The sequence below is a fragment of the Nocardioides psychrotolerans genome, from assembly GCF_943371775.1.
Taxonomy (GTDB): Bacteria; Actinomycetota; Actinomycetes; order Propionibacteriales; family Nocardioidaceae; genus Nocardioides; species Nocardioides psychrotolerans_A.
This window is the reverse complement of the sequence record NZ_CALRWD010000089.1, coordinates 1-18,535: the sequence shown is the minus strand read 5'-3', so window position 1 is coordinate 18,535 and position 18,535 is coordinate 1. Positions and strand designations below refer to the sequence as shown.

Genomic DNA, 18,535 nt, shown 5'->3' with positions numbered 1-18,535 from the left:
CGAGGCGCTGGGCGATCACGATCGGCAGCGGCATCAGCACGTCGGTGTCGTCGCACGCGTAGCCGAACATCAGGCCCTGGTCGCCGGCGCCCTGCTTGTCCATCGCGTCCACGGAGCCCGTGCGGCTCTCGTGACCGGTGTCGACGCCCTGGGCGATGTCGCCGGACTGGCCGCCGATGGCGACCATGACGCCGCAGGAGTTGCCGTCGAAGCCCTTCTCGGAGGAGTCGTAGCCGATGTCGAGGATCCGCTGACGGACCTTGGCCTTGATGTCGACGTAGCCGGTCGTGGTGACCTCGCCGGCCACGACCACGAGGCCGGTGGTCAGCAGCGTCTCGACGGCGACCCGGCTGTGCGGGTCCTGCTCGAGCATCGCGTCGAGCACCGAGTCGCTGATCTGGTCAGCGATCTTGTCGGGGTGACCCTCGGTCACGGACTCCGACGTGAAAAGACGTCCCACCACAGCGCTACTCACTCCCGTTAGGCGATCTCGACCTGGTCCAACTTATTGCTGGGGACCAGCATGCAAGATGGGCGTCTCACGCACCGAATCGACGGGCCACCTGGTCCCAGATGGCGTGGGCGACGGTCGTCTTCGATCCACGGGGTACGTCGGTCACCTCGCCGTCGGCGGCCAGGATCACCGCCTCGTTGTCGGCGCTGCCGAAGACCGCTCCCCCGCTGACGTCGTTGACGACGAGCAGGTCGCAGCCCTTGCGCGCCAGCTTGGCGGTGGCCAGCTCCAGCACGGATCCGGTGGCGTCCCCGGTCTCGGCGGCGAAGCCGACGATGACGGCGTCGGGGCGACTGCGGTCGTGGGAGATCTCGTGGAGGATGTCGGCGTTCTGCACCAGCTCGATGCTGGGGGCCGAGCCGTCGTCGGCCTTCTTGATCTTGGCGCCGCTCACCCCGGCCGGACGGAAGTCGGCGGGGGCTGCGGCCATGACCACGGCATCGGCGCCGGAGGCCGCCGCGACGACCTCGGCGTGCAGCTCGGCGGTCGTCTCGACGCGCACGACCTTGACCCCGGCGGGGTCCGCGAGCGTCACGTTGGCCGCGACGAGCGTGACCTCGGCGCCCCGGGCGACGGCGGCACGGGCCAGTGCATAGCCCTGGAGGCCCGACGAGCGGTTGCCGAGGAAGCGCACGGGGTCGAGCGGCTCGCGGGTGCCGCCGGCGGACACGACGACCCGCCGACCGGCGAGGTCGTGGGAGGTGGCAGCCGAGCCGCGGGCCAGCACGTCGACGCAGACCGCGAAGATCTCGCTCGGCTCCGGCAAGCGGCCCTTGCCGGTGTCCTTGCCCGTGAGACGCCCCTCGGCGGGCTCGATCACGAGCGCGCCGCGGGCGCGCAGCGTGGCGACGTTGGCCTGGGTGGCGGGGTGCTCCCACATCTCGGTGTGCATCGCCGGGGCGAAGACGACCGGGCAGCGCGCGGTGAGCAGGGTGTTGGTGAGCAGGTCGTCAGCGAGCCCGTGGGCGGCCTTGGCCAGCAGGTCGGCCGTCGCCGGGGCGACCACGACCAGGTCGGCGGTCTGCCCGATCCGCACGTGCGGCACCTGGTGCACGTCGTCCCACACCGAGGCGGAGACGGGCTTGCCCGAGAGCGCAGCCCATGTCGGGGCGCCGACGAACTCGAGCGCGGACGCCGTCGGGGTCACCGTGACGTCGTGGCCGGACTCGGTCAGGCGGCGCAACAGCTCGCAGGACTTGTAGGCCGCGATGCCGCCGGCGACCCCCAGGACGACACGGGGCCGTGTCCCCGTCGGGGACACGGCCTCGTGGGAGACGCTGGTGGTCAGCGGATCACTCGTGCGACGTGAAGGAGGCGTCGATGGCTGCCTGCTTGGCAGCGGCCTCCTCGGCGGCGAGCTCCGCGGGGTCGACGTCCTCGCAGGTCAGCAGGTCCTCGTTGATCTCGCGCAGCGCGATCGAGAGGGGCTTCTCCTGGACGTGGGTGTCCACGAGGGGACCGACGTACTCGAGCAGGCCCTCGCCCAGCTGGGAGTAGTAGGCGTTGATCTGACGGGCGCGCTTGGCGCTGTAGAGGACCAGCTTGTACTTGCTGTCGGTCTTGGTGAGCAGGTCATCGATCGAGGGGTTGGTGACACCCTGAGCGTCGATGTTGGGGGCAGACACGCGTGAAGCCTCACAAGTCGGTTGGCTGGAAATGACTACTGGTCACTACTGGTGTGGATGCTGCTCGGAGTCGAGCACCATCCAGGATACCAACTCATCGGCCGCAGCGTGAACTTCGTGGTTGACGATGGTGACGTCGAACTCCGGCTCGGCGGCCAGCTCGTGCCGCGCGGTGTCGAGCCGGCGCTCTCGCTCCTCCTCCGTCTCGGTGCCCCGACCGACCAGCCGGCGCACCAGCTCGTCCCACGACGGGGGCTTGAGGAAGACGAAGAGCGCCTCCGGCATGGTCTCGCGGACCTGCCGGGCCCCCTGGAGGTCGATCTCCAGCATCGCGGGGCGACCGGCCGCCAGGACCTCCTCGACGGGACGGCGCGGGGTGCCGTAGCGGGCCGCCTTGTGGACCACGGCCCACTCCAGCAGCTGACCCTCGGCCACGAGCCGGTCGAACTCCTCGTCGGAGACGAACCAGTAGTGGACGCCGTCGACCTCGCCGGGCCGCGCCGTGCGGGTGGTCGCCGAGATGGAGATCCAGACCTCGGGGTGGCGCTCCCTGATCGCTGCGGCCACGGTCCCCTTGCCGACGGCGGTGGGACCGGCCAGGACGACCAGCCGGGTGGGCCGGGTCGTCGCGTGCTCGGTGTCAGTCACCCGGGGCGAACTCGCGCTCCAGGGCGGCGACCTGCTTGGTGCCGAGCCCACGGACCCGGCGGCTCTCGGCGATGCCGAGGCGCTCCATGGTCTGACGGGCACGGACCTTGCCCAGGCCGGGCATGGACTGGAGCAGGTCGACCACGCGCATCTTGCCGATGACCTCGTTGGTCCCGCCCTGGCGCAGCACGTCGGTGATCGAGGCACCGGAGTTCTTGAGGCGGTTCTTGACCTCGGCCCGCTCGCGGCGGGAGGCGGCAGCCTTGTCGAGCGCCGCTTGGCGTTGTTCGGGTGTGAGGGGGGGCAGAGCCACGAGGAACGGTCCTTCTCGGTCGTCAGTGCGGCGGGAGCAGCGCCGCTGAGGGGTCAATCTAGTCAGAACCCCGACGGACCGGCAATCGCGCGACGAGAACCTGTTCCAGTTTGCGCGGATTCCCCAGTCCTCACTGGCGTCGCGCGCCGGGCTCAGAAGCTCAGGGGTGCCTTGCAGACGTCGCGTGCCTGCTGCTGGACACCTTCCAGGGCGGCCGCCGTGGCCGGGGTCGCCAGCTCCCCGGCGGCAGCGTCGATGGCGGTCTTCTCGTCGTCGGAGAGGCCCTCGGGCGGGGCGTCGCGGTCGTAGGTCGCAGCGTCGACCCCGGCCGCGTCCAGCGCCTCGACCAACGTCTCGATGCGTCCCACGAGCAGACCCCACTCGTCGGAGATGTCGCCGGGCGACTTCTCCTGGAGCGCCTGGAAGCTCGGCAGCGCCTCGATGAGGGCCGTCGGGCCACCACCGGCGAACGCCTCGCTGAGCGGTTTCTGCTGCTCCTCCACCTCGGCGCAGTAGTCCGCGAAGGGGTCGTCCTCCCCGCAGCCCGAGAAGCCGGCCAGGAGCAGTGCTGCGACCACCGCGGCGGCGCTGCTGCGGCGGCGGCGGGCGGAGCCGGATCGTCTCATCCGCGCAGCGCCTCGTTGGCGGTGCGCACGGCGTCGCGCATCGCGGTCACGTCGGGTCCGAGCCGCAGCACCTCGCGCGAGCTGCTGGCGATCACGTTGCCGGTCGCCGGGCCGAAGATCCGTCGGATGTCGGCGGGCGTCCCGCCCTGCGCACCGAAGCCCGGCGCGAGGATCGGCCCGTTGAAGTCGAGGTCGACGTCGGTCTCACCGATCGTGGCGCCGACGACGGCTCCGAAGGAGCCCAGCGGCTCGGCGCCCTCGTTGAGCCGGCGCAGGTGCTCGATCATCAGCCCGCCGACGCTCTGCCCGTCCTCCGTGCGCGCCGCCTGCACCTCCGGGCCCTCCTTGTTGGAGGTCAGCGCGAGGACGAAGACGCCGGCGTCGTGCTGGCGCGCGGTGTCGATCATCGGGCTGATCGAGCCGAAGCCGAGATAGGGACTGACCGTGATCGCGTCCGAGGCCAGCGGCGAGGTCGGGTCGAGGTAGGCGTCGGCGTAGGCCTGGGAGGTCGAGCCGATGTCACCGCGCTTCACGTCGAGCAGGACCAGCGCACCGGCCGCGCGCGAGTCGGCGATCACCCGCTCGAGCACGGCGACGCCGCGGCTGCCGAAGCGCTCGTAGAACGCAGACTGCGGCTTGACCACCGAGCACACCGGTGCCACCGCCTCCACGACGGTCAGCGCGAAGCGCTCGAGCCCGGCGACGTCGTCGGCCAGGCCCCACTCGTGGAGCAGGCCGGCGTGCGGGTCGATGCCGACGCAGAACGGGCCGCGATCGGCCATCGCCGCGTGGAGTCGGGCACCGAAGGTCATGGGGTCTCCTGGGGTCGTGGTCGCGTGAGGGGTCAGTCGCAGCGCACGAGCGCGTCGCGGGTGAGGTCGGCCAGCGCCGGGTAGCCGTCGACGGCCATCACCAGGTCGGCCTCGGCCTGCAGCGAGCGCAGCACGTGCACGGCGCCGGGAACGCCACCCAGGGCGAGACCGTAGGCGTAGGGGCGCCCGATCGCGACCGCGTCGGCACCCAGCGCGACGGCCTTCACCACGTCGGCACCCGTGCGCACACCGGAGTCGAAGATCACGGGTGCGTCGCCGTGCTCGCGCACCGCGTCGACGACGCCCGGCAGCCACTGGAGGGCCGAGCCGCCGCCGTTGGCCTGGCGGCCGCCGTGGTTGGAGACGTAGATGCCGTCCACTCCCCCGTCGAGGGCTCGCCGCGCGTCGTCGGGGTGGCAGATGCCCTTGAGCACCAGCGGCAGGTCGGTGAGCGAGCGCAGCCACGGCAGGTCGTCCCACGACAGGGGGTTGCCGAAGGTGCCGACCCACGTGAAGACCGTGGTGGCCGGGTCGGGGTCGGGCCCGGTCATCGCCTGGAAGACCGGGTCGGAGGTGTAGTTGGCCAGGGCCTTGCCCCGCAGCTGCGGGAAGTTGCCGCTGGCCAGGTCGCGCGGTCGCCAGCCCGGCACCCAGGTGTCGAGGGTGACCACGATGGCGTCGTAGCCGGCCGCCTCGGCCCGCGAGACGAGCGAGGCAGCGAGGTCGCGGTCCTTCGGTGTGTAGAGCTGGAACCACGAGGGCGTGTCCCCGGTGTGGGGCACGACCTCCTCGAGCGGGTCGCTCATGAGGGTCGAGGCGATCATCGGTACGCCGGTCTGCGCCGAGGCCTGCGCCGTGGCGATGTCGCCGTGCTGGTCGGGCGTGCAGATCCCGATGACGCCGACCGGCGCCATCATCAGCGGGCTGGCGAGGCGCTTGCCGAAGAGCTCGACGGACAGGTCGCGCTCGGCTGCGCCGGCCAGCATCCGCGGCACCAGGGCCCACCGTCCGAACGCCTCGACGTTGCCGCGCTGCGTGGCCTCGTCGCCGCTGCCGCCGGCCACGTAAGTGCGCAGCTCCGGTGGAAGTGCGGCCAGCGCGTCACGCTCGAGGTCGGCGAAGGTGAACGGGTGCGGCGGCAGCACCCCCGACAACGCGCCCAGGTAGAGCTCGATCTGGTAGTCACCGAAGCCGGTCATCTCGCTCCTTCGTGTCGGTGCCGGAGGTCATGCGGTCCGGACGCCCCGCACGATACGGCGCGGCCACAGCGGGCCCTCGTAGATGAAGGCCGTGTAGCCCTGGAGCAGGTCGGCCCCGGCGTCGAGGCGGTCCTGCGCTTCCTGGACCGTGGTGATGCCGCCGACGCCGATCAGCGTCAGGTCGTCGCCGACCCGCTGCTTGAGCATCCGCAGCACCGCGAGCGAGCGTGCCGTGAGCGGTCGGCCCGAGAGTCCGCCGGCGCCGATCTCCTCGATCTTCGCGGCCGTGCTCCGCAGTCCGTCGCGCGAGATCGTGGTGTTGGTGGCGATGATGCCGTCGAGCCCGATGGCCAGTGCCAAGTCGGCGACGGCCAGCACGTCCTCGTCGGCGAGGTCGGGGGCGATCTTGACCACCAGGGGCACCCGAGCGCTGCGGCCCGCGAGGTCGGCGGCCTCGTCGGCCGTCCGGCGTACGTGCTCGAGGAGGGGCCGGAGCTTCTCCACCGACTGCAGGTTGCGCAGGCCGGGGGTGTTGGGGCTGCTGACGTTGACGACGAGGTAGTCGGCGTGCGGCGTGAGCAGCCGCGCGCTCTTCTCGTAGTCGGCCTCCACGGCCGCCTGGTCGTCGTCGGGCACGACCTTGGTCTTGCCGATGTTGACCCCGAGCACCGGGCCCTTCCCACGTCGGTCGAGCCCCCCTCGTCGGTCGAGCTTGTCGAGACCTCGAGCCGCGAGCCGGGCGGCCACCACCTCCGCACCGTCGTTGTTGAAGCCCATCCGGTTGACGACCGCGCGGTCGTCGGTGAGCCGGAAGAGCCGCGGCGTCGGGTTGCCCGGCTGGCCCTCCCCCGTGACCGTGCCGATCTCGACGTGCCCGAAGCCGAGCGCCCCGAGCGCGTCGATGCCGACGGCGTTCTTGTCGAAGCCGGCCGCCATCCCCAGGACGTTGGGGAAGGTGAGGCCGAGCGCCTGCACCGGTGTGCCGGTCCCGACGATCCGGTCGACGCCCTTCAGCACCGGCGCCGCGACCCGGAGCCCGCGGAAGCCCAGGTGGTGGGCGACCTCGGGATCGATGCGGGCGAGGCCGTGGTCGAAGAGCAGGGAGTACGGCGTCACGACCGGCGGGCCCAGTCCTGCAGCGACCGCACGCCGATGTCGCCGCGCTCGAGCGCCTCGATGCCCTGCACGGCAGCGCCGAGGCCCTGCACCGTGGTGATGCACGGGATGTTGGCCATCACGGCGGCGGTGCGGATCTCGTAACCGTCGACGCGCGCCGAGCTGCCCGAGCCCGAGCCGTTGGGCGTGTTGATGACCAGCTGGATCTCGCCGTCGAGGATCAGCTGCACGGTCGTCTTCTCGCCCTGGGGGCCGGTGCCCTCGAAGTGCTTGCGCACGATCGTGGCCTGCACGCCGTTGCGCCGCAGCACCTCGGCCGTGCCCTGGGTCGCGAGGATTTCGAAGCCGTGGTCGGCGAGCACCTTGATCGGGAAGATCATGTGCCGCTTGTCGCGGTTGGCCATCGAGACGAAGACCTTGCCCGAGCGCGGCAGCGAGCCGAACGCCGCGGCCTGGGCCTTGGCGAAGGCCGTGCCGAAGTCGGCGTCGAAGCCCATGACCTCGCCGGTCGACTTCATCTCCGGTCCGAGCATGGTGTCGACCTGGGCGCCGTCGGGGGTGCGGAACCGGTTGAACGGCATCACCGCCTCCTTGACCGCGATCGGCTGGTCGGCCGGCAGCGTGCCGCCGTCGCCCTCGGCCGGCAGGATCCCGGCGGTGCGCAGCTCGGCGATCGACTCCCCCATCATCACGCGGGCCGCCGCCTTGGCCAGCGGCGTGGCCGTGGCCTTGGAGACGAACGGGACCGTGCGGCTGGCGCGCGGGTTGGCCTCGAGGACGTAGAGCACGTCGGAGCCCAGGGCGAACTGGATGTTGAGCAGCCCGCGGACCCCGACGCCGGCGGCGATCGCCTCGGTCGCCTTGCGGATCCGCATGATCTCGGCCGCGCCGAGGGTGATCGGCGGCAGCGCACAGGAGGAGTCGCCGGAGTGGATGCCGGCCTCCTCGATGTGCTCCATCACGCCACCCAGGAAGAGCTCGCTGCCGTCGTAGAGCGCGTCCACGTCGATCTCGACCGCGTCGTCGATGAAGCGGTCGACCAGCACCGGGTGGGCCGGGCTGATGTGGGTCGCGCGACCGATGTAGCCCTCCAGGGAGTCGTCGTCGTAGACGATCTCCATGCCGCGCCCGCCCAGGACGTACGACGGGCGCACCATCACCGGGTAGCCGATCTCGGCCGCGATCCGGTGGGCGTCCTCGAAGCTGGTCGCCATGCCGTACTTGGGCGCCGGGAGCCCGGCGTCGCGCAGCACCCGGCCGAACGCACCGCGCTCCTCGGCGAGGTGGATGGCGGCCGGGGACGTGCCGACGATCGTGACACCGTTGTCCTCGAGCCCCTGGGCCAGGCCGAGCGGGGTCTGGCCGCCGAGCTGGCAGATGACCCCGGCGACGGGGCCGGCCAGCGTCTCGGCGTGCACGATCTCGAGCACGTCCTCGAGCGTGAGCGGCTCGAAGTAGAGCCGGTCGGAGGTGTCGTAGTCGGTCGACACGGTCTCGGGGTTGCAGTTGACCATGATCGTGTCGTAGCCGCCGCCCGGCATCGACGGCGAGCTCAGCGCGAGCGAGGCGTGCACGCAGGAGTAGTCGAACTCGATGCCCTGCCCGATCCGGTTGGGCCCGGAGCCCAGGATGATCACGGCCGGCCGCTCGCGCGGCTGCACCTCGCTCTCCTCGTCGTAGGAGGAGTAGTGGTAGGGCGTCGACGCGGCGAACTCGGCGGCGCACGTGTCGACGGTCTTGTAGACCGGTCGGATGCCCAGCGCGTGCCGCACCCCGCGTACGACGTCGGGCGTCATGCCCCGGATCTTGCCGATCTGGGCGTCGGAGAAGCCGTGCCGCTTCGCGCGGCGCAGCAGCAACGGCGTCAGCTCCGGTGCGGCCGTGACCTCCTCGGCGATCTCGTTGATCAGCAGCAGCTGGTCGACGAACCACGGGTCGATCTTGGTGTGCTCGAACACCTCCTGCGCGGTGGCTCCGGCACGCAGCGCGTCCATGACCTTCTTGAGGCGGCCGTCGTGCGGCACCTCGATCTCGCGCAGCAGCGCATCCTTATCGAGCTCGACCCACTCCTGGTGCCAGTCGAAGACCGCGTCCGGGCTCTCCAGCGAGCGCAACGCCTTCTGCAGCGCCTCGGTGAAGTTGCGGCCGATCGCCATCGCCTCGCCGACTGACTTCATGTGGGTCGTCAGCGTCGGGTCGGCCCCGGGGAACTTCTCGAAGGCGAAGCGCGGGATCTTCACGACCACGTAGTCGAGCGTCGGCTCGAAGCTGGCCGGGGTGCTCTGCCCGTCGGGGCGCGTGGTGATGTCGTTGGCGATCTCGTCGAGGGTGTAGCCGATGGCGACCTTGGCGGCGATCTTGGCGATCGGGAAGCCGGTCGCCTTGGACGCCAGGGCGGAGGACCGCGACACGCGCGGGTTCATCTCGATGACGATGAGGCGACCGTCTGCCGGGTTCACGGCGTACTGGATGTTGCAGCCGCCGGTGTCGACGCCCACCGAGCGGATGATGCCGATCGCGAGGTCGCGCATCGCCTGGTACTCACGGTCGGTGAGCGTCATCGCGGGGGCGACGGTGATCGAGTCGCCGGTGTGGACGCCCATCGGGTCGACGTTCTCGATCGAGCAGACGATCACCACGTTGTCGGCGGTGTCGCGCATGACCTCGAGCTCGTACTCCTTCCAGCCGATGATCGACTCCTCGAGGAGCACCTCGGTGGTCGGGCTGGCGGCCAGGCCGGCGCCGGCGATGCGGCGCAGGTCGGTCTCGTCGTAGGCCATGCCGGAGCCGGTGCCGCCCATGGTGAAGCTGGGGCGCACCACCATCGGGTAGCCGAGCTGGTCGGCCGCGCCGAGGCAGTCCTCCATGGTGTGGCAGATGACCGACTTGGAGCACTCGCCGCCGAGGTCCTCGACGATCTTCTTGAAGACCTGGCGGTTCTCGCCCCGGTCGATCGCCTCGATGGAGGCACCGATCAGCTCGACGTCGTACTTCTCCAGGATGCCGGCCTTGTCGAGCGCCATGGCGGCGTTGAGGGCGGTCTGGCCGCCGAGGGTCGCCAGCAGCGCGTCGGGGCGCTCCTTGGCGATCACCTTCTCGACGTACTCCGGCGTGATCGGCTCGACGTAGGTCGCGTCGGCGAACTCCGGGTCGGTCATGATCGTCGCCGGGTTGGAGTTGACCAGGATGACCCGGATCCCCTCCTCCTGCAGCACCCGGCAGGCCTGGGTGCCGGAGTAGTCGAACTCGCAGGCCTGGCCGATGATGATCGGCCCGGAGCCGATCACCATGACGCTCTTGATGTCCTCGCGCTTCGGCATGTCAGGCCTCCTTCGTCATGAGCTGGACGAACCGGTCGAAGAGGTACGCCGCGTCGTGCGGGCCGGCGGCGGCCTCGGGGTGGTACTGCACCGAGAAGCTCTTGAGCGCTCCCTCGGGCGTGCGGAGCTCGAGGCCCTCGACCACGTCGTCGTTGAGGCAGACGTGGCTGACCGTCGCGACGCCGTAGGGCGTCACGGTCTCCCCCTCCAGCGGCGCGTCGACGGCGAAGCCGTGGTTGTGCGCGGTGACCTCGACCTTGCCGGTGGTGCGGTCCATGACCGGCTGGTTGATGCCGCGGTGGCCGTAGGTGAGCTTGTAGGTCTCGAAGCCCAGCGCGCGCCCGAACAGCTGGTTGCCGAAGCAGATCCCGAAGTAGGGCAGGTCCTGGGCCAGCGCGCCCTGCAGCAGCTCGACCTGGTGGGTCGTCGCGGCCGGGTCGCCGGGGCCGTTGGAGAAGAACAGCCCGTCGGGCTGCACGGCCAGCACCTCCTCGAGCGTCGAGGTCGCGGGGAGCACGTGCACCTCGATGCCGCGCTCGGCCATCCGGTGCGGCGTCATGGTCTTGATGCCGAGGTCCAGGGCGGCGACGCGGAAGCGCGGCTCCTCGCCGGGTCCGGTGATCGCCGGCACGACGTAGGCCTCCTGGGTGGAGACCTCGCCGGCCAGCTCGGCGCCGGCCATCTCGATGGACGCCTTGACGCGGGCCAGCAGCGCGGCCGGGTCGGTCTCGGTCGTGGAGATGCCCACCCGCATGGCGCCGCGCTCGCGCAGGTGCCGGGTGAGGGCGCGGGTGTCGATGCCGGAGATCCCGACGACGCCCTGGGTGCGCAGCTCCTCGTCGAGACTGCGCTGCGAGCGCCAGTTGCTCGGCACGCGGGCGGGGTCACGCACGACGTAGCCCGCGACCCAGATGCGGCTCGACTCGGGGTCCTCGTCGTTGACGCCGGTGTTGCCGACGTGCGGGGCCGTCATCACGACGACCTGGCGGTGGTAGGACGGGTCGGTGAGCGTCTCCTGGTAGCCGGTCATGCCGGTGTTGAAGACGGCCTCGCCGAAGGTCTCGCCGGTCGCGCCGTAGGCCTCGCCGTGGAAGGTGCGGCCGTCCTCGAGGACGAGCAGGGCCGGACCCTGTGCCCGGGCGCTCACTGGATCTTCCCGTCGAGGACGGTGGCGGTGCCACGCAGGAACGTCGCGACGACGCGGCCGGGCAGCTCCATGCCGGCGTACGGCGTGTTGCGGCTCAGCGACGCCGACTCCGAGGGCACCACGGTGCGGCGGGCGGCCGGGTCGTAGAGCACCACGTTGGCGGGTGCTCCCACCTCGATCGGCTGGCCGTGGTCCGCGACCCGACCGATGCGTGCGGGGGCGTAGGACATCCGGTCCGCGACTCCTTCCCAGTCGAGCAACCCGGGGTCGACCATCGTCTCCTGCACGATCGACAGCGCGGTCTCCAGCCCGAGCATGCCGAACGCGGCGGCGGCCCACTCGCAGTCCTTGTCCTCGTGCGGGTGCGGTGCGTGGTCGGTGGCGACGATGTCGATCGTCCCGTCGGCGAGGCCGGCCCGCAGTGCGGCGCCGTCGGCGGCCGTGCGCAGCGGCGGGTTGACCTTGTAGATCGGGTCGTAGGTCTCGGCGAGCTCGTCGGTGAGGAGCAGGTGGTGCGGGCACGCCTCGGCCGTGACGTTCCAGCCCTTGCGCTTGGCGTCGCGGACGATCTCGACCGAGCCGGCGGTGGAGACGTGGCAGACGTGCAGGCGGGAGCCGACATGCGCGGCGAGCAGGCAGTCGCGCGCGATGATCGCCTCCTCGGCGACGGCCGGCCAGCCGGTGAGGCCCAGGCGCCCGGAGAGCTCGCCCTCGTTCATCTGGGCGCCTTCGGTGAGGCGCGGCTCCTGCGCGTGCTGGGCGATGACGCCGTCGAAGGCCTTGACGTACTCCAGCGCGCGGCGCATGAGCACCGCGTCACTCACGCACTTGCCGTCGTCGGAGAAGACCCGGACCCGGGCGGCGGAGTCGGCCATGGCGCCGAGCTCGGCGAGCTGCTCGCCCTGGAGGCCCACCGTCACCGCTCCGATCGGGTAGACGTCGCAGTGGCCGGCCTCGCGGCCGAGGCGCCAGACCTGCTCGACGACCCCGGCGGTGTCGGCGACCGGCTCGGTGTTGGCCATGGCGTGCACGGCGGTGAAGCCGCCCAGGGCCGCGGCCTGGGTGCCGGAGTCGACGGTCTCGGCGTCCTCACGACCCGGCTCGCGCAGGTGGGTGTGGAGGTCGACGAGGCCGGGGAGGGCGACCAGGCCGGTGCCGTCGATCTCCACGGTGTCTCCCGGCTCCCCGGGCGCGGTCAGGCCTGCGCCGATGGCGGCGACGAGGCCGCCGTCCAGGAGCAGGTCGGTCGCGTCTCCGCCGAGGATGGAGACGTCTCTGATCAGGTACGCGCTCACGCGTCGTTCTCGCTTTCTGGTGCAGCCCCGTGGTGGTCGGCGCCGTCGGCGCCGCTGAGGAGGAGGTAGAGGACGGCCATGCGGACCGCGACGCCGTTGGTGACCTGCTCGACGATGACCGAGCGGTCGGAGTCGGCCACGTCGGCGGTGATCTCCATGCCCCGGACCATCGGACCCGGGTGCATGACGATCGTGTGGTCCTGGAGGGCGCGCATCCGCTTGCCGTCGAGGCCGTAGCGGCGGGAGTACTCGCGGGCGGTCGGGAAGAACGAGGCGTTCATCCGCTCGCGCTGGACGCGCAGCATCATCACGACGTCGGCCTTCGGCAGCACGGCGTCGAGGTCGTAGGAGGTCTCGACGCCCCAGGTGTCGATGCCGACCGGGAAGAGCGTCGGCGGGGCGACCAGCGTGACCTCCGCACCGAGGGTCCTTAGCAGCAGCGCGTTGGACCTGGCGACCCGGCTGTGCAGGACGTCGCCGACGATCGCCACCCGGCGACCCTCGAGGTCGTTGCCGCCCTGGCCGAGGTGGCGCCACATGGTGAAGGCGTCGAGCAGGGCCTGGGTGGGGTGCTCGTGGGTCCCGTCGCCGGCGTTGACGACGCTCGAGCGCACCCAGCCGGAGTGGGCCAGCCGGTGCGGGGCACCGCTCGCGCCGTGACGCACGACCACCGCGTCGGCGCCCATCGCCTCCAGGGTCAGCGCGGTGTCCTTGAGGCTCTCGCCCTTGGACAGGCTCGATCCCTTGGCGGAGAAGTTGATGACGTCGGCGCTGAGGCGCTTGGCAGCCGCCTCGAAGGAGATGCGGGTGCGGGTGGAGTCCTCGAAGAAGAGGTTGACCACCGTGCGCCCCCGCAGGGCGGGCAGCTTCTTGATCGGCCGGTCGGCCAGGGAGCGCAGCTCCTCCGCGGTCTTGAGGACCAGCATCGCGTCGTCGCGGGTCAGGTCCGCGGCGCTGAGCAGGTGGCGTTTCACGCGGGGCTCCCCTCGGCCAGGGCGTCGGGCAGACCGCTGATGGACACCGCGTCGATGTCGTCGGTCTCCGCCAGGCGCACGCTCACCCGCTCGACCAGCGAGGTCGGCAGGTTCTTGCCGACGAAGTCAGCGCGGATCGGCAGCTCGCGGTGGCCCCGGTCCACCAGGACCGCGAGGCGCACGGCCTGTGGTCGGCCCACGTCGCCGAGGGCGTCGAGGGCCGAGCGGATCGTGCGACCGGAGAAGAGGACGTCGTCGACGAGCACCACGACCTTGCCGTCGATGCCCCCCGACGGGATCTCGGTCGGCAGCAGGGCCCGCGCCGGCTTCATCCGCAGGTCGTCGCGGTAGAGCGTGATGTCGAGGGACCCGACCGGCACCTCGATGCCCTCGACCGCGGAGATGCGGGCGGCGATCCGCTGCGCCAGCGGCACGCCGCGGCGTGGGATGCCGAGCAGGACGAGGTCGCCGGCGCCCTTGTTGCGCTCGAGGATCTCGTGGGAGATGCGGGTCAGGGCCCGGGAGATGTCACGGGCATCGAGGACCACGCGGCCCGGAGGCGGTCCGGCGGGGTCGGTCGGTCCGGGGGCAGGCTGGGCACACACGAGCGTGCTTGACCTCCTTCTCCGCCTCACAGGACGGCTCGTTAAAGGATGTCGATCGGGCGTCACGCTACCGCAGCCGGGAGGGGACCGGCGTACGGGCTCGCAGGCTTCTCGGCCAGCGGACACCTGTCGCCGTTGGCTAGGTTGGCGGGACCTATCTCAGGAGGTCCCCGTGCCCGAGCTGCCCTTCCCCGACGACGTCCGTGCCCTGCTGCACAAGCCCAACCCCGCCGTCGTCACCACCCTGCGCTCCGACGGCGCCCCGGTCTCCGTGGCGACCTGGTACGCGCTCGACGACGACGACCGCGTCCTGCTCAACATGGACCACAGCCGGGTCCGCGTGAAGCACCTGCGCCGCGACCCCCGCGTCACGCTGACCGTCCTCGACGGCGGCGACTGGTACACCCACGTCTCGCTCATCGGCCGCGTCGTCGAGATGTCCGACGACGAGGGCCTGGTCGGCATCGACCGGCTCAGCACCCACTACGCCGACCGCCCCTACCCCACCCGCGACAGCCCGCGGGTCAACGCGTGGTTCGTGGTGGATCGGTGGCACGGGTGGGGTGCGGCGAAGGACTGACGAGCCGACCCCCCGCGCGGGGTGCCCTTGCCCCGTCGACGGACCTCGACGGGTCGGCGGACCTCCGAGGAGAGCGCCCTCCCGAGGTGGTCAATCGTTTGGCCACCCCGGAGGAGCACACCCGCGGACACGGCCACGCGCACACCCGGGGGAACCCGGCACCCGCTCCACGCCGCCTCGCCCGCACCACCAAGCCCCCCCACCCCCAAGAACAGCGCCCACCCGAGATGGCCAACCGTTTGACCACCCCGCAGGAGCACACCCGCGGACACGACCCACGCCCGCAGCCTGGGGAGGAGCCGAGCGCCACCAGCCCCATCCGTGGTGGCATCGCGCCATGCCCCGACTCCCCGACTCCTCGACACGACGACCCGCACCGGCACCATCGCCGACGCGGTCAACCTCCTCCTCGCCACACGCGGCGCCTCGGCCCTGACCATGCGCGCGATCGCCGCCGAGTGCCGGCTGAGTCCTGCCGCGCTGAGCCTCCACTACGGCTCACGCCGACACATGCTCGCCGTCGCCGCGCTCGCCACGAGCCGGGCACGGACGGCGCGGATGCAGGAGCGTGCCCGACGCGACGGGGTCCTGGCGTTCCTCCCGCGCGAGCCGGAGGAGGTGCTCGACGTCCGAGCCTGGCTCGCATGGTGCGAGCTGGACCGCGACGAGGAGGCGCTGCACCACACGATGTGGTGGGCACGGGCCGAGGACCGGGCGCTTCTGGACGACACTCTCGACCACCGGTTGGGGCCCACCGACCTCGACCTGCTGGTCGCCGCGATCGACGGACTCGCTGTCGCGCTGTGCAGGCCGGAGGACCCGATGCCGCTTCCGGCAGCGCAGGAGCTCCTCCAGCGGCTGGCCGCCGACCTGATCGACCGCTCCGCCGCATGACACCCTGCGCGGGTGGACGTGCTGGACGTGGTGCTGAGCATGGTGGGCGGTCTGCTGATGGTGTGGGCCGTGCTCGTCGTGACTCTCTACGCCGCCAGCCGTCAGGGCGACCCGACGTCATTCCGGGAGGCGCTGCGCCTGCTGCCCGACGTCGTACGCCTGCTCCGACGCCTCGCTGCAGACCCGACGCTGCCTCGCGGAGTCCGGTGGCGGCTCTGGCTGACCTTGGCCTACCTCGCGGTGCCGCTCGACCTGGTGCCCGACGTCATCCCGGTGGTGGGCTACGCCGACGACGTGGTGGTCGTCGCGCTCGCCCTGCGCTCGGTGGTGCGCAGTGCCGGTCCCGACGCACTGCACCGGCACTGGCCGGGCACGCCCCAGGGACTGGCGACCATCACGCGCCTGCTCTGAGCGCCACCGCCCGTTGGATGCGCTCGAGGAGCACCGGCTGCATCTCGGGCAGCTCGTCGAGGGGGCACCACCGCACCGAGACCGACTCGTCGTCGCCGACGTGGGCCTCACCGGAGACGTAGCGGCACAGGTAGGTGTGGTCGAGGTACTGCGCGAGGTCGCCGTTGACGTGCGTGATCGGCGAGGTGACGTTGACCCACACCAGCGCCTCCACCTCGCAGACGACACCGGTCTCCTCCAGCGTCTCGCGCACCGCCGTGACCTCGGGGTGCTCCCCCGGGTCGACGATGCCGGTGACGGGGGCCCACTGCCCGTTGTCGGCGCGCTCGACCAGGAGGATCCCGTCGTCACGCAGGACGACGGCGGTCACTCCCGGCAGCCACAGCAGGTCGTGGCCGATGCGCTCGCGCAGGCGGACGACGAAGTCGGGGATCGGCATCCGCCCACGCTACAAGCGCTCAGACGTGGATCAGGCGAAGGCAGCGGCCGCCGCCAGGACGAAGGCGTCGAGGTCGTCGGGGTTGCGGCTGGTCACGAGGGTCCAGCCGTTGGCCGGGCACGTGAACGCCTGCTCGTCGACCCAGGTGCCGCCGGCGTTGCGGACGTCGGTCTGCAACGAGGGGTACGACGTGAGCGTCTTGCCGCCGAGCACATCAGCCTCCACCAGGGCCCAGGGGCCGTGGCAGATCGCCGCGACCGGCTTGCCCGCCTCGGCGAACGCCTTGACCAGCGCGACCGCGCCGGCGTCGAGCCGGAGAGCGTCGGCGTTGGTCGTCCCACCCGGGAGGACCAGCGCGTCGAAGTCCTCGACCGCGGCGGCCGAGACCGCCAGGTCAGCCTCGAAGGTGTCAGCCTTCTCGACGTCGTTCTCAAAGGCCTGGACGGTGCCCTGCTCGGGCGCGACCAGGGTCGTCTCGGCGCCCGCGTCGCGCAGGGCGTTCCACGGGGTGGTGAGCTCGACCTGCTCCACACCGGAGTTGTCGAGCAGGAAGGCGATCTTCTTTCCAGTCAGGTCTGCAGTCATGTCCACCGGTACCCACGCCGAGGACCGCTCACGCGATCACCCGACGTCGATGAGGACCTTGCCGACGGCACCGTCCTCGACCGCCTGGTGCGCCGCAGCGGTCTCCTCGAGGGCGTAGTGGTGCAGCGGCACCCCGACCTCCTCGCCGACGCGCAGGGCACCCGCGACGATGGCGGCGTTGATGTCCTCGGCCGCAGCCGAGACGAGGTCGTTGCCGAGCGTGTAGAGCAGCAGGAACTGGTAGCGCAGGTTGCGCGAGAAGGTGGGTCGGATCTCGACGGAGAACGAGTCGCCGCCGTTGTTGGCGTAGATCGCGATCGTGCCGCGGTTCTTCGTCACGGCGAGGTCGAGCTCGTTGTTCTGCGCCGGCGCCACCTCGACGACGATGTCCACCCCGTCCGGCGCGACCTCGAGGATGGCCGCGGCGGTGTCGCCCTTGCGGTAGTTCACGACGTGGTGGGCGCCCGCGGCGATGGCCAGGGCGGCCTTCTCGTCGTTGCTCACGGTCGTGACGACCGTGGCTCCGGACCAGCGGGCCAGCTGGATCGCGGCGTTGCCGACCGCACCCGCTCCACCGGCCACCAGGACCGTCTTGTCCTCGAGGGCTCCGGGCCCCAGGCGGGTCGGACCGCCCTCGGCCGCTGTCAGGGCCCGGTGGGCCGTGACCGCCGGGACGCCGAGGCTCGCCCCGAGGTCGAAGTCGGCCTCGTCGGGGAGGCGTACGACGAGCTCGGCCGGCTGGACGGTCAGCTCGGCCGCGGTGCCGTAGGCGCGACCGTGCTGCGCAAGGATCAGCCAGACGCGATCCCCCACAGCGAGGTCTTCGACCCCCTCGCCGACCGCGTCCACGACGCCGGCGCCGTCCTGCCCGGGCACGACCTCGTCGTAGCCCTGGGGCATGCCGGCGCGGAACTTCCAGTCGGTGGGGTTCACCCCCGCCCGGACCACCCGGACCCGGACCTCGCCGGGACCGGGCTCTGCGACGTCGCGCTCGACGAGGCTCAGGACGGAGGACGGACCGGTCTGGGAGTAGACGACTGCTCGCATGTCAGTCCCAGCACCACACGTCGCTCAGACATTCCAGCGCACCCGTCCGCCCAGGTCAGAGCGCCGCTGCCATCCCGGCGCAGGCCCGCAGCCACGACATCTTCGTCGCGTCGGAGAGCTGTGCGTAGGGCACGATCGAGCCGGACACGAGAGCCGGGTCGTAGGGCACGCGGTAGACCGCGCGGGTGCGCTGCTCGTAGACCTGCACGAGGTCGTGGGCCAGCTTGCTGTCCACCTGCGCCGAGGGGTCCGAGAGGACCGTGACGGCCTTGTACTTCAGGTTCTGCATGCCGGCGTCCTGCAGCGCGTCGAGCATCCACAGGCCGCTGTAGCCGGTGTCCTCGCGCACGGTGCTGGTGATGACGAGCAGGTCGGCCGCCTCGGC

Annotated in this window: 20 protein-coding genes and 1 pseudogene; 3 read left to right on the top strand and 18 right to left on the bottom strand. The window is 71.5% G+C overall.

Annotated features, from left to right (window positions below; all coding sequences use genetic code 11):
• The 14 genes from AAG827_RS19435 to pyrR form a co-directional block, all read right to left on the bottom strand.
• Positions 1-463 (bottom strand): S-adenosylmethionine synthetase N-terminal domain-containing protein (locus tag AAG827_RS19435; RefSeq protein ID WP_341927868.1); only part of this gene is annotated, 463 nt, incomplete at its 3' end.
• Between the two features lie 76 nt (positions 464-539).
• Complete coding sequence (gene coaBC / locus AAG827_RS19430; protein ID WP_341927867.1) at positions 540-1,775, bottom strand: bifunctional phosphopantothenoylcysteine decarboxylase/phosphopantothenate--cysteine ligase CoaBC; 1,236 nt, start codon at positions 1,773-1,775, stop codon at positions 540-542.
• A 31-nt stretch (positions 1,776-1,806) separates the two neighbouring features.
• Positions 1,807-2,139 (bottom strand): DNA-directed RNA polymerase subunit omega, encoded by a 333-nt coding sequence (gene rpoZ, locus AAG827_RS19425; protein WP_091114885.1) that lies wholly within the window; start codon positions 2,137-2,139, stop codon positions 1,807-1,809.
• Positions 2,140-2,184: 45 nt separating this feature from the next.
• Positions 2,185-2,787, bottom strand: coding sequence for a guanylate kinase (gmk, locus tag AAG827_RS19420; protein ID WP_341927866.1), 603 nt, complete (start codon positions 2,785-2,787; stop codon positions 2,185-2,187).
• A complete protein-coding gene (mihF, locus tag AAG827_RS19415; protein ID WP_341927865.1) occupies positions 2,780-3,100 on the bottom strand; it encodes an integration host factor, actinobacterial type in 321 nt (106 codons plus the stop codon). Before mihF ends, gmk begins: the two co-directional genes overlap by 8 nt.
• A gap of 152 nt (positions 3,101-3,252) precedes the next feature.
• Positions 3,253-3,726, bottom strand: a complete 474-nt coding sequence (locus AAG827_RS19410) for a hypothetical protein (protein WP_341927864.1) — start codon at positions 3,724-3,726, stop codon at positions 3,253-3,255.
• Entirely contained in the window at positions 3,723-4,538 is an 816-nt protein-coding gene (gene pyrF / locus AAG827_RS19405) for an orotidine-5'-phosphate decarboxylase (protein WP_341927863.1), read from the bottom strand. Before pyrF ends, AAG827_RS19410 begins: the two co-directional genes overlap by 4 nt.
• A gap of 32 nt (positions 4,539-4,570) precedes the next feature.
• Positions 4,571-5,737, bottom strand: a complete 1,167-nt coding sequence (locus tag AAG827_RS19400) for an alpha-hydroxy-acid oxidizing protein (RefSeq protein ID WP_341927862.1) — start codon at positions 5,735-5,737, stop codon at positions 4,571-4,573.
• Positions 5,738-5,764: 27 nt separating this feature from the next.
• Entirely contained in the window at positions 5,765-6,853 is a 1,089-nt protein-coding gene (locus AAG827_RS19395) for a quinone-dependent dihydroorotate dehydrogenase (RefSeq protein WP_341927861.1), read from the bottom strand.
• A complete protein-coding gene (gene carB / locus AAG827_RS19390; RefSeq protein WP_341927860.1) occupies positions 6,850-10,173 on the bottom strand; it encodes a carbamoyl-phosphate synthase large subunit in 3,324 nt (1,107 codons plus the stop codon). The genes AAG827_RS19395 and carB overlap by 4 nt, the downstream gene beginning before the upstream one ends.
• Before the next feature lies 1 nt (position 10,174).
• On the bottom strand, positions 10,175-11,320 hold the full coding sequence (gene carA / locus AAG827_RS19385) for a glutamine-hydrolyzing carbamoyl-phosphate synthase small subunit (RefSeq protein ID WP_341927859.1): 1,146 nt from the start codon (positions 11,318-11,320) through the stop codon (positions 10,175-10,177).
• On the bottom strand, positions 11,317-12,615 hold the full coding sequence (locus AAG827_RS19380) for a dihydroorotase (protein WP_341927858.1): 1,299 nt from the start codon (positions 12,613-12,615) through the stop codon (positions 11,317-11,319). The genes carA and AAG827_RS19380 overlap by 4 nt, the downstream gene beginning before the upstream one ends.
• Positions 12,612-13,589 carry an aspartate carbamoyltransferase catalytic subunit gene (locus AAG827_RS19375; protein WP_341927857.1) on the bottom strand — a complete coding sequence of 326 codons (978 nt, stop codon included), beginning with the start codon at positions 13,587-13,589 and terminating at the stop codon, positions 12,612-12,614. The genes AAG827_RS19380 and AAG827_RS19375 overlap by 4 nt, the downstream gene beginning before the upstream one ends.
• Positions 13,586-14,194 (bottom strand): bifunctional pyr operon transcriptional regulator/uracil phosphoribosyltransferase PyrR, encoded by a 609-nt coding sequence (pyrR, locus tag AAG827_RS19370; RefSeq protein ID WP_341927856.1) that lies wholly within the window; start codon positions 14,192-14,194, stop codon positions 13,586-13,588. Before pyrR ends, AAG827_RS19375 begins: the two co-directional genes overlap by 4 nt.
• A gap of 172 nt (positions 14,195-14,366) precedes the next feature.
• On the opposite strand from pyrR, the gene AAG827_RS19365 reads away from it, so the two are divergent.
• The 3 genes from AAG827_RS19365 (at position 14,367) to AAG827_RS19355 (ending at position 16,079) form a co-directional block, all read left to right on the top strand.
• Positions 14,367-14,774, top strand: a complete 408-nt coding sequence (locus tag AAG827_RS19365) for a PPOX class F420-dependent oxidoreductase (protein ID WP_341927855.1) — start codon at positions 14,367-14,369, stop codon at positions 14,772-14,774.
• A gap of 324 nt (positions 14,775-15,098) precedes the next feature.
• Positions 15,099-15,668 (top strand): helix-turn-helix domain-containing protein, encoded by a 570-nt coding sequence (locus AAG827_RS19360; RefSeq protein ID WP_341927854.1) that lies wholly within the window; start codon positions 15,099-15,101, stop codon positions 15,666-15,668.
• Positions 15,669-15,680: 12 nt separating this feature from the next.
• Complete coding sequence (locus AAG827_RS19355) at positions 15,681-16,079, top strand: DUF1232 domain-containing protein (protein ID WP_341927853.1); 399 nt, start codon at positions 15,681-15,683, stop codon at positions 16,077-16,079.
• Here AAG827_RS19355 and AAG827_RS19350 read toward each other — a convergent pair.
• The 4 genes and pseudogenes from AAG827_RS19350 to AAG827_RS19335 all read right to left on the bottom strand — a co-directional run.
• On the bottom strand, positions 16,063-16,518 hold the full coding sequence (locus AAG827_RS19350; protein ID WP_341927852.1) for an NUDIX domain-containing protein: 456 nt from the start codon (positions 16,516-16,518) through the stop codon (positions 16,063-16,065). The genes AAG827_RS19355 and AAG827_RS19350 overlap by 17 nt on opposite strands.
• A gap of 30 nt (positions 16,519-16,548) precedes the next feature.
• Positions 16,549-17,103, bottom strand: coding sequence for a type 1 glutamine amidotransferase domain-containing protein (locus AAG827_RS19345; protein ID WP_341927851.1), 555 nt, complete (start codon positions 17,101-17,103; stop codon positions 16,549-16,551).
• Between the two features lie 36 nt (positions 17,104-17,139).
• Entirely contained in the window at positions 17,140-18,150 is a 1,011-nt protein-coding gene (locus AAG827_RS19340) for an NADPH:quinone reductase (protein ID WP_341927850.1), read from the bottom strand.
• Positions 18,151-18,205: 55 nt separating this feature from the next.
• A pseudogene (locus tag AAG827_RS19335) lies at positions 18,206-18,535 on the bottom strand (hypothetical protein); the annotation flags it as partial.